Genomic DNA, 12,857 nt, shown 5'->3' with positions numbered 1-12,857 from the left:
GGTGTTGACATAGGCAACGACAGGCACGCCGGGGAATTTTTCGCGGAGCAGGCGGACGTCGGCGCCGGTGATGCTGGCAGCGAGCGAGCAGCCGGCGCGCGTATCAGGAATAAGCACCGTCTTGTCCGGATTGAGCAGTTTCGACGTCTCCGCCATGAAGTGCACGCCGCACTGGACGATGATGCCGGCCTTCACCCTGGTGGCTTCGACCGCGAGCTGGAGCGAATCACCGCCGATGTCGGCGACGCAGTGGAAGATCTCCGGCGTCTGGTAATTGTGCGCGAGGATCACCGCGCCCCGGGCCTGCTTCAGCTCGTTGATCGCCTTGATCGTCGGGGCCATCAGCGGCCATTCGATCGGCGGGATGACACGTTTCACGCGCTCGTAAAGCGGTGCGGTGGCTCGCTCGACCTCCGGCGTCCATTCCAGTGAAGGCATCGGCAGCGAAGGTCCGGTTCGCGACTGCTTGGCCTGTGCCGGGGTGATCACGTGGCCCTGCGGCCGGTTGGCAAAGTCGTCGGGGCCGTAAATTCCAGTTAGCGGCATCCAAGCCTCCCGTGCATGTCATTTGTACTCATTTTGAGCATATATAAAGCCTGAGAAATCCGGCCGACAGGCCGGGGATCATTCGATATGCTCGATATGAGCAAATATAAAATAACACGTCGTGTTGGGAGCCGCCAGATCTTGCCGCACACGTTTCCGTTAAGTCGCGCCCGGCGCGTCGGCTGAGGCCGCGAGGAAATGCAATGCTCCCGCGCCAGCTCTTCGCGGAATGCAATCGTTTTTGACTTGGGGTTTCCATGCAGATGCATTAAACGAGCTGGCTCGCGGCCGCCATTTGCGAATCCGCGACCACGCACGAGGAACAGCATGTCGATACAGATGGGTGAGCTCGGTTCGGTCTCCCGTTCCTCCTCCTGGCGCACGCCGGCGATCATCATTCTCTGCGGCTGCGCGATCGGGATGCTCGGGTTCGGCCCGCGCTCGGCGCTGGGCTTCTTCGTACAGCCGATGAGCCATGAATATGCCTGGGGCCGCGACGTGTTCGGCCTCGCGATCGCGTTTCAGAATTTGCTGTGGGGACTGGGCCAGCCCGTCGCCGGCGCGGTCGCCGATCGCTTCGGCCTGTTCCGGGTGATGTGCGTCGGCGCTCTGCTCTATGCCGGGGGCTTGCTCCTGATGCGCTACTCATCGACGCCGCTGTCGCTCAACATCGGCGCTGGTGTCATGGTCGGCTTCGGTCTCGCCGGCTGCTCGTTCAATCTGGTGCTCTCGGCCTTCACCAAGCTCTTGCCGGCCGAGAAGCGCGGCCTTGCGCTCGGCGCCGGCACTGCGGCGGGATCGTTCGGGCAATTCCTGTTCGCGCCGATCGGTGTGGCCCTAATCGACAATTTCGGCTGGCAGCAGGCGCTCACCGTGTTCGGCTTCCTGATGCTGCTGATCATCCCGTTGTCGCTGGCGCTCTCGACGCCGCCGGTCGCAAGCGCGGCAAATGCGGCGCCTGCGGACCAGCAGACCTTCACCAAAGCGCTCGCGGAAGCCTTCGGCCATCGCTCCTACGTGCTGCTTGTCCTCGGCTTCTTCACCTGCGGCTTCCAGCTTGCCTTCATCACGGTGCATCTGCCGGCCTTCCTGGTCGATAGCGGCATCTCCACGCAGATCGGCGGCTGGGTGATCGCGGCGATCGGCCTGTTCAACATCATGGGATCGCTCAGCGTCGGCTATCTCCAGAACAGCCTGCCCAAGCGCTACATCCTCTCGACCATCTATTTCACCCGCGCGCTTGCGACGCTTGCCTTCATCTCGTTTCCGATCACGCCGTTCTCGGCGATTGCGTTCGGCGCGGTCTCCGGCCTGACCTGGCTGTCGACCGTGCCACCGACCTCGGCACTGGTCGCGATCATGTTCGGCACGCGCTGGTTCGCCACGCTCTATGGCTTCGCCTTCGTCAGCCATCAGGTCGGCGGCTTCCTCGGCGTCTGGCTCGGCGGCATCGTGTTCGAGCGGTTCGGTTCCTACACGCCGATCTGGTGGCTCTCGATCCTGTTCGGCGTGCTCTCGGCGCTGATCAATCTTCCGATCGTGGAGAAACCGGTCCAGCGGACGGTTGCGCAGCCTGCCTGATCGGCTAAACATCCCCTGAAACAAGTCAGGGAGTTTTGCTGTGGCGACGTTCAAGGCGATCCGGATCGACAAGGCGGACAAGGGCACCACCGCGCAGCTCACGCAGTTCGACGAAGCCGAACTGATGGAGGGCGACGTCACCGTCCGCGTGGAATGGTCGACGTTGAACTACAAGGACGGCCTTGCGCTCACCGGCAAGGCGCCGGTGGTGCGCCGCTTCCCGATGATTGCCGGCATCGACTTCGCCGGCACCGTCGAGCAGTCCTCGCATCCGCAATGGAAGGCGGGCGATAAGGTTGTCTGCACCGGCTGGGGCATGGGCGAGACCCATCTTGGCGCCTATGCCGAGAAGGCGCGGGTGAAAGGCGACTGGCTGGTCGCTCTTCCGCAGGGCCTATCGGCGCGCGACGCCATGGCGATCGGCACTGCCGGCTTCACCGCGATGCTGTCCGTGCTGGCGCTGGAGAAGCACGGAGTGTCGCCGAACAGCGGTCCGGTCGTGGTGACGGGGGCTGCAGGCGGCGTCGGCTCGGTTGCGACCGCCGTGCTCTCGAAGCTCGGCTATCACGTCATCGCCTCCACCGGACGTGCGTCCGAAGCGGACTATCTGAAAGAGATCGGCGCGGCTGAGGTGATCGACCGCAACGAATTGTCGGCGGCCGCCAAGCCCATCGCCAAGGAGCGCTGGGCGGGTGGCGTCGACAGCGTCGGCTCGACCACGCTCGCAAACCTGCTGTCGATGACGAAGTACGGCGGCGCGATCGCGGCCTGCGGCTTGGCTGCCGGCATGGACCTGCCGTCTTCCGTCGCACCCTTCATTTTGCGCGGGGTGTGCCTTCTCGGCATCGATTCCGTGATGTGCCCGATCGAGCCGCGGAAAGCTGCCTGGCAACGCCTGGCGTCCGATCTGGACCGGTCAAAACTAGCTGAAATTACTCACGAAATTCCGCTTTCTGAAGTTCCGGAGTGGGGCGCGAAAATCCTCGCCGGCCAGGTCCGCGGTCGCACCGTTGTAAAAATTGTCTAACGGCGTTCAGACTTTACCAACCATGCTGCTTCAATGTCGCCATGGTTAGTATGGTAAGCAGCAGGTAAAGAGATAAGGCATAGCCCGCTGCGGGGTTGGTTCGGAGTTGAGCATGCTTGCGCGTATTGTGTTGGGGGCGGTCACGGCGGTAGCGACGCTTACGCCGGCCATTGCTGGAAGCATGAACGCCGATGAGGCGCGCCGCTTCGTCGCCGGGAAGGTGTTTGCTTTCACCTGCTTTGACGGCACCCGGGGCGCGGGCCGCATCATGGACGACCTCGGCGCCGCCGGCGCCGTGCAGTTCTCGGGTGCAGGTCCGGTGAAACATCTCCGCCTGCCCGGCAACACGCTGCAGATCCGCGGCCAGAACGTCTGCGCCTCGATCAAGGGCATTCCGTTCGAGCCCTGTTTCAACCTTGAAAAGACCGACGATCGCAGTTTCCGCGGCTCGGTATCGGGGATGGGCTTCGCCTATTGCGACTTCCATCACCAGGGCGGCAACCAGATGCTGATGGCGCGGGCCGTCGCGCGGCCGCGCTCGCTGCGCACCTCGGAACACACGGGTTCGGTCGGCACGCCCAACACCGAAGTCGCCGCGCGTGTCGAGACCCCGCGCGTCGAGAGTAGCCGGCTCGAGCCGGTGAAGCCGCAGGTCAAATCGGAGCCCGCCAGGGACGACGCCCCGCTGGAGCTGCGCCGCTCCACCCAGTGAGTTGGTGCGCGGGACAGTCCGCGCACTTTGTCGTTGAGAGCTGCCATCAGACACGAAGCCGCCGCGCCGTAGTCATACGGACGGCGGCTTTCATGCGTTGGTAGCTGTTCGCGCCCCAGTTTGCGTACGGCCGGGGGCGCGGCCCGATAAAAGGGTTCAACGATGTCGCTGTACTTCTTCCGTATCAGCACGGGCCGCTATTCCGGTGCTGCCGACCAGCCATATGAGTTCGAGGACCGCGCCGCGGCCTGGACCGAGATGACCGAAGTCTGTGCCAATTTGCTCGGCGGCATCTCGCGCGGCCTGAAACAGGATGCCGAATGGCGCATGGAGCTGCTCGACGAGAACAAGGAGCCGGTGTTCCGGATCAGCTTGATTGGCGAGAGCCAAAAGGCCCTTGGTCGCACTGGCTAGAAATCGGGCATCCTACCGCCGCGTGTGGTTAACCTGTTAAGCGCGCGGACCGTGCCGTTTTTCAAGGGATTTTCCGGTAAGTCCGGTATTTGTCCGGGGGCGATCGTTAACCAGATCACCACACCTGAAGCTCAGTTTTTAGGCAAGGGCGATCAACGCCGAGGGCGGCCGACAATGACTTGGCCGCGCAACCCGGGAAACGCCCTCATGTCGAGACTCATCCAGAATCTGCAAATCGGTACCAAGCTCGCGCTCGCTTCGGCGTTCGGCGTTGTTCTCGTCGGCGCCATGATCGCGAGCCAGGTCATCGGCAACAACAACGTGGGGCATTCCAACCAGGCCGCGCTTGCGCAGCAGGAATTGGTGCGCGAGGCTACCGAAGCCAAGCTTGGGATACGCGGCTTGCAACTCGCCGTACGGGACATGCGTCTCGCCAACAATCAGGGTGACTTGCAAAAGGCGAGCGAGCTTCTGCTGGAGCGGTCGAAAGCCCTGAACGGCGTTGTCGATTCCATGCTCAGGTTGTCGCACGCCCCGGAAAACCGCGCGCGGATGGAGAAGCTCAAGTCTACGTCGGCCGATTACCTGAAGGGCGCGCAGCAGAACGCCTCTGTTCGCAGCGAGGCCATTGCGGTTGCGGCCACGGACCCCGTCCGCGCCGCCAAGATTTCCGAGGAAGGCGCGCGCCAGATCCGCGAGGTGACGCTGCCGCTTGCCACACAGCTGGACAATTTGACCAGCGAGATTGCCGATTTCGCCAAGCACAAGAGCGATGAAGAAATCGCTGCCGCGAGCCAGGAGATGGCCGTGAGCGAGCGTCTCGGCATGGTGGTCGGTGCGTGCGCCGTGCTCGTCCTCATCGGTTCGTGGCTGATGTCCTTCCTGACCATCGCGCGGCCGATCCGCGCGCTCACGGTTGCCATGGACAAGCTCGCTGGTGGTGACTTCTCTGTTGTCCTGCCGGGTCTCGGCCGCAAGGACGAGGTCGGCGGTGTCACCGCGGCCGTCGAGAAATTCAAGGTCGTGTCGGAGCAGAAGGCGCGCCAGGAAGCGGAAGCCAAGATGCGGCAGGACCAGGTGGCGGCCGAGCAGCGCAAGGCCGATATGCGCAAGCTTGCTGATAGTTTCGAAGGCGCCGTCGGCGAGATCGTCGATACGGTGTCGTCGGCCGCGACGGAGCTCGAGGCTTCGGCCTCGACGTTGACCTCGACGGCGGAGCGGGCACAGGAACTGACGATAGTTGTGGCTGCGGCCTCCGAGGAGGCGTCGACCAACGTGCAATCGGTGGCGTCGGCCACGGAAGAGCTGTCGTCTTCAATTACGGAGATTAGCCGCCAAGTGCAGGAATCGGCGCGGGTCGCGAGCGAGGCGGTTACCCAAGCCCGAACCACGACCGACCGTGTCGGAGAATTGTCCAAGGCGGCGGCTCGCATTGGCGACGTGGTCGAGCTGATCAACACCATCGCCGGCCAGACCAACCTGCTGGCGCTTAATGCCACCATCGAGGCGGCACGCGCCGGCGAGGTCGGTCGCGGTTTTGCGGTGGTGGCTTCCGAAGTGAAGGCGCTTGCCGAGCAGACCGCGAAGGCGACCGGCGAGATCGGCCAGCAGATTTCCGGCATTCAGGCCGCGACGCAGGACTCCGTCGCCGCCATCAGCGCCATCAGCAACACCATTGAAAAGCTGTCCGAGATATCGTCCACGATCGCGGCGGCCGTCGAGGAGCAGGGCGCGGCGACGCAGGAGATCTCGCGCAACGTGCAGCAGGCGGCCGAAGGCACCCATCAGGTCTCGTCCAACATCACCGACGTGCAGCGCGGTGCAGGCGAAACCGGCTCGGCATCGTCGCAGGTGCTGGCAGCCGCGCGGTCATTGTCCGGCGACAGCAACCGCCTCAAGCTCGAGGTCGGCAAGTTCCTCGACACCGTGCGCGCCGCCTAAGAACCTCGTTCCAGACAGTTCGGAAGACGCCCTGCCTCCTCAGGCGGGCGTTTTTGCATCCTGATCTTCGCCGCGAACGTCTCGCGCATGACTTCGGCGAACGTCGGCTGCAAAAGCAAACAGTGGCGACCTCAAGCTGAAATTTACAACTTTCTGGCGAGATTATCTCTTCCATTTCAACTGTTTGGGTTGAAATCTCAGTATTTCTCCGAGCCCTCCCGTTAACCAGAATGAGTAACCCCAAGGAATAGATTCTCCGGCAAGGGCGATCAACGTCCATGCAGCCGGCAAGGACTTGGCTGCGTGTTTCCTTTGGGGGAAACGTACCATGTTGAGCCCTGCTCATCATCAGCAGGTCCGAACTCAGTCCGCCAGCGCGTGGAGTCGGCTCGGACATGTTCGGATCGGCACGATCTTGCCGATCATCATCTCTGCCCTGGTCTTGCTTGGGTTGGCCTCGGCCGGATTCATCGCCTATGAGGCCGTCCTCAAGAGGCGAGAGTCCGAGGCATTCCTGAAGGTCAATGCAGTTGCCCAACTGCTGCTGCGCAGCGCAGGACATTGGGCGATTGAACGCGGGCTGACCAACGCCGTGCTGAAGTCTCCTGATGTCGTCAGTGCCGAGCGCCGTGCGGAAATCGCAAAGGCGCGCGCGACGGCCGACGAGGCCTTTCGCCAAGCCGTCCTCGATATCAGCGCGATTCCCGAAATGACGGCGGGGCAAAGACAGATTGCGGACGCAGCGACGAAATTCGAGGCGCTGCGTCTCCTGCGTGAGAAAGCCGACGCGGGAATGTCGCGCTCGCGCGTTGAACGCGAGCCTGACCTCGTAGATGGCTTCGCGCCAACGATTACGGAGGTGATCGACGTCGCGAGCAACCGCTTGCGGCTGACGCTCGAAACACTCACCAGCCCGCCCGTGGCAAGGCTGGCCCAGCTCATCGGCTTGCGACATCTGACAGCTCAGATGGCCGAGAATGCCGGAAGGGAGCGGGCCCTGCTGGCTGGGGTCGTCGGTGCGCGCGCGAAGCTCGGGATGGAGGGCTATGAGCGCCTTTCGGCGCTGCGGGCCAAGGTCGAACTCGCATGGGACACGGTATTGCCGGTGCGGCTGCGTTCGGACCTCGCCCTGCAGATCGGCGAGGCGATGACGGAGGTCGAGAAATCCTATTTTGGTGCCTACGGTGAAACGCGGGTGACTGTGCTCGCCGGTGGCGAAGACGGGGACTACAGAATCACGGGACCCGAGTACTTCACGCGGGCCACCGCCGGCATCAATGCAGTGCTGAAGCTCGGTGAAGCCATTGGCGCGGCCGCTGACCGCGAAGCCACGATGCAGGCAGAGGTCAGCACTCGTAATGTTGTTTTCACGGTCGTGTTGCTCTGCGCCTCGGTGATGCTCGCTGGCCTCAGTTTCTGGATCACCTTTGGCCGGATCCTCAAGCCGCTTTCAGCCATTTCGGTTGCGATGGGTGGGCTCGCCAATGGCGACTTCACGACGGTCGTGCCTGGCACCTGCCGAGGTGACGAGGTCGGCGAGATGGCGCGGACCGTTGAAGTCTTCAAGCAAAACGGGCTCGAAGTCGAACGCATGCGGGGCGATCACGCTGCGGCCGAGAGCCGGGCAGCCGAGCAGCGCAAGGCGGAGATGCGGAAGCTGGCCGACGGCTTCGAAGCCGCGATCGGGGAGATCGTCGACACCGTCTCCTCGGCAGCGACCGAGCTCGAAGCCTCGGCGTCGACCCTCACATCGACCGCGGAGCGTGGGCAGCAGCTCACGACCATGGTTGCTGCGGCCTCCGAGGAGGCGTCCACCAACGTGCAAGCGGTGGCGTCGGCCACCGAGGAGCTGTCGTCTTCTATCACCGAGATCAGCAGGCAGGTGCAGGAATCGGCCCGCGTGGCCAACGAAGCTGTCGGCCAGGCGCGTGTCACCACTGAGCGCGTCAGCGAATTGTCCAGGGCGGCGACGCGGATCGGCGACGTGGTCGAGCTGATCAACACCATCGCGGGTCAGACCAATCTCCTGGCGCTCAACGCGACCATCGAGGCCGCGCGCGCCGGCGAAGCCGGTCGCGGCTTTGCGGTTGTGGCCTCCGAGGTCAAGGCACTCGCCGAACAGACCGCGAAGGCCACTGGCGAGATCGGGCAGCAGATCGCCAGCATCCAGACCGCGACCGAGCATTCGGTCGGCGCAATCAAGGACATCAGCGGCACTATCGAGAAGCTCTCGGAGATTTCCTCTACCATCGCGGCTGCCGTGGAAGAGCAGGGCGCGGCGACACAGGAAATCTCCCGCAACGTGCAGCAGGCGGCGGAAGGCACCCATCAGGTCTCGGCCAACATCACCGATGTGCAGCGCGGCGCGAACGAGACCGGCTCGGCGTCGTCGCAGGTGCTGGCGGCGGCCCAGTCGCTCTCTGGCGACAGCAACCGCCTCAAGCTCGAGGTCGGCAACTTCCTCGATACCGTGCGCGCAGCATGACGCGGTCGCCGTCACCAATCATCGATCGACTACAACCGACGCGCGAAGACGCGCGGTGGTTCGCATGCGTTCGCAGTTGGGATGTCGCGGCGCGATGAGCCGCACGGTTAACCTTCCGGAAAACCGATGCAGTCATGATCTCCGTAATATTCCGGGTGCCGAGTCGCCCTCCTCGTATTGCGTATCAATCGTATTGGAGCACATTCCATGAGTGGCCCTTCCATTCGTCTCACCCATAAGGTCATGGCGATCGGACTGTTCGGATTGTTGGGTCTCGTCGCCTTCGGCGCGATCTACGAGATCGGCAGTCTCTCCCAGGACGCCTCCCGCGAGATTGCTAACCGCGCTCGTGCGATCGCTGACCTCGACAAACAGCTCTCGATCGAGATGCTGGAGGCCCGCCGCAACGAGAAGAACTTTCAGCAGCGCCGCAACGAGAGCTACGCCAAGGCACATGCCGAATTGATCGGGCCGATCAATCGCGACTTCGACGAGGTGGAGCGGCTGATGTCGGCCGGCGGCTTGGGCGCGCTGTCCGACCGGATGAAGCAGGCCCAGGACGGCTTCAAGCGATACGCGTCGGACTTCGGCGCATTGGTGGCCGCGGAGACCCGGCTCGGCCTAAACGAGACTCTGGGCCTCTCCGGCTCGCTCCGCGCCGCCGTGCACGACATTGAGGCCAAGCTCAAGGAGATCGACGATCCCAGGTCCACGAGCTGGATGCTGATGATGCGCCGGCACGAGAAGGACTTCATGCTGCGGCGCGACCCAAAATACATCGCCGAGATGAAGAAGGCCGCGGTCGAATTCTCCAAGGCGATAGAGGTCGTCGCAATCCCTACGGCAGTGATGAACGACATCACAGCCAAGCTGCAGAAATATCAATCCGAGTTCACGGCGTGGGTGGAGACGGCGCAGCAAACTGCGGCCCTCGACGCCAGCATGATGAAAACGTTCCGTGGGTTGGAACCGAGCATGATCGAGGTGCGCAACACAGTCGAAGACCTCTACAGGAAGGCCGACGTTGCGGAAGCTGCGACCCGCGATGCCGTGCGCATGTGGATGATGGTCGCCTTCGCCATTGCCGTCGTCGTGCTCGCCGCGGTGGGCTTCCTTCTGGGACGTTCGATCTCGAAGGCGCTTGCCGGCATGGTCGGCGCGATGACGCGGCTTGCGCGCGGCGAGCTTTCGATATCCGTTCCGGGCATCGGGCGCAAAGACGAGATCGGCGAGATGGCCGGTGCCGTCGAGGTGTTCAGGACCAATATGGCGGAGGCCGAGCGGCTGCGCACCGAGCAGGTCGAAGCTGAGGCGCGCGGGCGCCAGCAGCGCAAGGCCGACATGCACCGGCTCGCCGATACTTTCGAAGGCGCGGTCGGCGAGATCATCGATACTGTTTCGTCGGCGGCAACCGAGCTGGAGGCCTCGTCAAATACGCTGACGCAGGCTGCCGAGCGCGGCAACGGGCTTGCCACGGTCGTGGCGGCCGCCTCCGAAGAGGCCTCCGCGAACGTGCAGTCGGTGTCTGCAGCGAGCGAGGAAATGACCTCCTCGATCTCCGAGATCAGCCGTCAGGTGCAGGAATCGGCCCGTGTCGCCGACGTGGCGGTCGGGCAGGCCCAGCGCACCAATGCACGCGTCGCCGAACTGTCGAAGGCCGCCGCCCGCATCGGCGACGTGGTCGAACTGATCAACACCATCGCCGCCCAGACCAACCTGCTGGCGCTCAACGCGACGATCGAGGCGGCGCGTGCCGGCGAGGCCGGCCGCGGCTTTGCCGTGGTCGCTTCCGAAGTGAAGGCGCTCGCGGAGCAGACTGCGAAGGCCACGGGCGAGATCGGCCAGCACATCGGCGCGATCCAGACCGCGACGGAAGACTCCGCCGGTGCGATCAAGGAGATCGGCGACACCATCGCGCGGATGTCGGAGATCTCGTCAACCATCGCCGCCGCGGTCGAGGAACAGGGTGCCGCCACGCAAGAGATCTCCCGCAACATCCAGCACGCCGCGAATGGCACCTCCGAAGTCTCGGCGAACATCGGCGATGTCCAGCGTGGCGCAGGCGAAACCGGGGCGGCCTCGGCGCAGGTGCATTCGGCTGCGCAATCGCTGTCGCAGGAGAGCCACCGGCTGAAGAGCGAGGTCGCGCGCTTCCTGGATTCGGTACGGGCGGCGTGACAGCCGTCGCCTTCCGCACATTGCGTCGCAAGTGGACAGGTCGCGTCGCAGCATCAGTTGGCTGTGCAGCTGCACAGTTGGTTGCGGGAGAAATAACGACCGTCAGCGCTGTCCCGTAATTTTACGTAGGGCCCTGTTAACGCCTGCTTGCGACTATGTGTGCAATCTTACGGGACAAGAACCAGCCAGCATTGTTGAACTGACCTCCGTCTCGCCATCTTCGTGGCGGTTTGCGGCGCGGACAATTTGCGCGTTGCCAGGTAACATCGGGATTTGTCGTGATGTCGAAATTGTCGATCGTCTTCAAGCTTCTGGCCGTGTTGTCGGTCCTGGTCCTTTCGCTCGCCGGCGTTGGCGTGACGGCGATCGGCACCATGCAGAACATCAATTCCCATACGGTCGAGATCGCGGAGAGTTGGCTGCCCAGCGTGCGCGCGCTCGGCTCGCTTCGCGCCGACATCAACGAGCTGCGCGTCGCGCTCCGTCTGCATCTGATGCAGGACAGCGTTGAGGGCAAGGACGCCGCCGAGAAGCGCTTGGCCTCGCTGCGCGCGCGCATCGACCAGACCCGCAAGGTCTACGAGCCGCTGATCACTTCCGCCGAGGAGCGCTCGCTCTATGGGCAATGGAGCACGGCGTGGGCCGAGTATCTGAACGGCGTGCAGGACGTGATGGCACTGTCGCGCAAGGGCGTTGGCCGTTTCCCGGTCGACGCCAACGAGCTGCTGCAGACCAAGGTTGCGAAGATGGCCCAGGCCGCCGATCCCCTGCTCCAAAAGGGCATCGAGCTCAACAACCGCGGTGCCGAGCTTGAGACGAAGCAGGCCGCCGACAGCTACGCCATGATCTTCCGCGTGCTGGTCGGCATCATCGTGCTCTCGGTCGTAATCGCGATCGGCGCCGCCTATTATCTCGTGCGCGACGTTTCTCGCGGCATTGCCTCAATCATCCGCCCGATGCAGTCGCTCGGCGAGGGCGACCTCTCGGCCGACGTTCCGCATCGCGGCGAGAAGACCGAAATCGGTTCGATGGCAGATGCGCTGCAGATCTTCAAGGAGGCGCTGATCGCCAAGAAGGCCGCCGACGAGGCCGCTGCGCGCGACGCCGAAGTCAAGATCGAACGCGGTCGCCGCGTCGATGCCATCACCCGCAAGTTCGAAGCCATGATCGGCGAGGTGGTCGGGACCGTCTCCTCGGCCTCGACCGAGCTCGAGGCCTCCGCCTCGACGCTGACCAACACCGCGCAGCGCGGACAGGAACTCGCGACCGTCGTCGCAGCCGCCTCCGAGGAAGCCTCGACCAACGTCCAGGCGGTGGCATCCGCTTCGGAGGAGCTGTCGTCCTCCATCACCGAGATCAGCCGCCGCGTGCAGGATTCGGCGCGGATGGCGGCGGAGGCCGTCGAGCAAGCGGCGCGGACCAACGACCGTGTCAATGCGCTGTCGCAGGCGGCGTCCCGCATCGGCGACGTCGTCGAGCTCATCAACACCATCGCGGGCCAGACCAATCTGCTGGCGCTGAACGCGACCATCGAGGCCGCGCGTGCCGGCGATGCGGGCCGCGGATTCGCGGTCGTCGCCTCCGAGGTCAAGGCGCTGGCCGAGCAGACCGCGAAAGCGACCGGTGAGATCGGGGCGCAGGTCTCGGGTATCCAGGCGGCGACGCAGGAATCGGTCAGTGCCATCCAGGAGATCGGCGGCACCATCGAGCGGCTCTCCGAGGTGGCTGCGGCCATTGCCGCCGCCGTCGAGGAGCAGGGCGCGGCCACGCAGGAAATCTCGCGTAACGTGCAGCAGGCCTCGGTCGGCACGCAGGAGGTCTCGTCGAACATCACCAACGTGCAGCGCGGTGCGATCGAGACCGGCGAGGCTTCGACCGAGGTATTGTCGGCGGCGAAATCGCTGGCGACCGACAGCACCCGTCTCAAGGTCGAGGTCGCGCAGTTCCTGGAATCGGTTCGCGCGGCCTGACGC

Annotated in this window: 9 protein-coding genes; 8 read left to right on the top strand and 1 reads right to left on the bottom strand. The window is 64.0% G+C overall.

Features of this window, described 5'->3' with window-relative positions:
• Window positions 1-546: quinolinate synthase NadA (nadA, locus tag IVB36_RS25390; RefSeq protein WP_247393295.1), on the bottom strand; the 546-nt coding region annotated here is incomplete at its 3' end.
• 327 nt (window positions 547-873) lie between these two features.
• On the opposite strand from nadA, the gene IVB36_RS25385 reads away from it, so the two are divergent.
• The 8 genes from IVB36_RS25385 to IVB36_RS25350 all read left to right on the top strand — a co-directional run bounded on the left by IVB36_RS25385 (window position 874) and on the right by IVB36_RS25350 (window position 12,854).
• Window positions 874-2,127 carry an MFS transporter gene (locus tag IVB36_RS25385; RefSeq protein WP_085352605.1) on the top strand — a complete coding sequence of 418 codons (1,254 nt, stop codon included), beginning with the start codon at window positions 874-876 and terminating at the stop codon, window positions 2,125-2,127.
• 40 nt (window positions 2,128-2,167) lie between these two features.
• Entirely contained in the window at window positions 2,168-3,154 is a 987-nt protein-coding gene (locus IVB36_RS25380) for an MDR family oxidoreductase (protein WP_085352604.1), read from the top strand.
• A gap of 112 nt (window positions 3,155-3,266) precedes the next feature.
• Window positions 3,267-3,866 (top strand): hypothetical protein, encoded by a 600-nt coding sequence (locus tag IVB36_RS25375; RefSeq protein WP_026233672.1) that lies wholly within the window; start codon window positions 3,267-3,269, stop codon window positions 3,864-3,866.
• Between the two features lie 162 nt (window positions 3,867-4,028).
• Window positions 4,029-4,280 (top strand): hypothetical protein, encoded by a 252-nt coding sequence (locus IVB36_RS25370; protein ID WP_007594936.1) that lies wholly within the window; start codon window positions 4,029-4,031, stop codon window positions 4,278-4,280.
• Window positions 4,281-4,487: 207 nt separating this feature from the next.
• The gene (locus IVB36_RS25365; RefSeq protein WP_247393294.1) at window positions 4,488-6,221 is read left to right on the top strand and encodes a methyl-accepting chemotaxis protein; all 1,734 of its coding nucleotides are present in this window, start codon (window positions 4,488-4,490) and stop codon (window positions 6,219-6,221) included.
• Between the two features lie 415 nt (window positions 6,222-6,636).
• The gene (locus tag IVB36_RS25360) at window positions 6,637-8,706 is read left to right on the top strand and encodes a methyl-accepting chemotaxis protein (RefSeq protein ID WP_247393285.1); all 2,070 of its coding nucleotides are present in this window, start codon (window positions 6,637-6,639) and stop codon (window positions 8,704-8,706) included.
• A 207-nt stretch (window positions 8,707-8,913) separates the two neighbouring features.
• Entirely contained in the window at window positions 8,914-10,884 is a 1,971-nt protein-coding gene (locus IVB36_RS25355) for a HAMP domain-containing methyl-accepting chemotaxis protein (RefSeq protein ID WP_026233670.1), read from the top strand.
• A gap of 281 nt (window positions 10,885-11,165) precedes the next feature.
• Window positions 11,166-12,854 (top strand): methyl-accepting chemotaxis protein, encoded by a 1,689-nt coding sequence (locus IVB36_RS25350; protein ID WP_166517499.1) that lies wholly within the window; start codon window positions 11,166-11,168, stop codon window positions 12,852-12,854.
• Window positions 12,855-12,857: the final 3 nt, after the last annotated feature.

Source organism: Bradyrhizobium sp. 35 (assembly GCF_023073215.1).
GTDB lineage: Bacteria > Pseudomonadota > Alphaproteobacteria > Rhizobiales > Xanthobacteraceae > Bradyrhizobium > Bradyrhizobium canariense_D.
Note: the sequence above shows the minus strand (reverse complement) of the source record. Positions and strands in the feature narration are given on the sequence as shown.